Genomic DNA, 896 nt, shown 5'->3' on the forward strand with positions numbered 1-896 from the left:
ATGGCCAAGGGTAAGTTCGAGCGCACCAAGCCGCACGTGAATGTGGGCACGATCGGTCACGTTGACCACGGCAAGACGACGCTGACGGCGGCGCTGACGAAGATCGGCGCGGAGCGTTTTGGCGGCGAGTTCAAGGCATACGACGCGATCGACGCGGCGCCGGAAGAGAAGGCGCGCGGCATCACGATTTCGACGGCGCACGTGGAATACGAAAGCCCGACCCGTCACTACGCGCACGTGGACTGCCCGGGCCACGCCGACTACGTGAAGAACATGATCACCGGCGCCGCCCAGATGGACGGTGCGATTCTGGTGTGCTCGGCCGCTGACGGCCCGATGCCGCAGACCCGCGAGCACATCCTGCTGTCGCGCCAGGTGGGCGTGCCGTACATCGTGGTCTACCTGAACAAGGCGGACATGGTGGACGACGCCGAGCTGCTGGAGCTGGTGGAGATGGAAGTCCGCGAGCTGCTGAGCAAGTACGAGTTCCCGGGCGATGACACCCCGATCATCCACGGCTCGGCCCGTCTGGCGCTGGAAGGCGACCAGTCGGAGATCGGCGTGCCGTCGATCATCAAGCTGGTCGAGGCGCTGGACACGTTCATTCCGGAGCCGCAGCGCGACATCGACAAGCCGTTCCTGATGCCGGTGGAAGACGTGTTCTCGATCTCGGGCCGCGGCACCGTGGTGACCGGCCGCATCGAGCGCGGCATCATCAAGGTGGGCGACGAAATCGAGATCGTCGGCATCCGCCCGACCCAGAAGACCACGGTCACTGGCGTCGAGATGTTCCGCAAGCTGCTGGACCAGGGCCAGGCGGGCGACAACGCGGGCCTGCTGCTGCGCGGCACCAAGCGTGACGACGTGGAGCGTGGCCAGGTGCTGGCCAAGCCGGG

1 protein-coding gene is annotated in these 896 nt (G+C 66.2%); it reads left to right on the forward strand.

Annotated elements, in window-relative coordinates:
• Positions 1-896, forward strand: an 896-nt coding sequence (gene tuf / locus ACA089_RS16370) for an elongation factor Tu (protein WP_372019032.1), incomplete at its 3' end; no start/stop codon positions are given.

This window comes from Pseudoxanthomonas fibrivorans (assembly GCF_041464125.1).
GTDB lineage: Bacteria > Pseudomonadota > Gammaproteobacteria > Xanthomonadales > Xanthomonadaceae > Pseudoxanthomonas.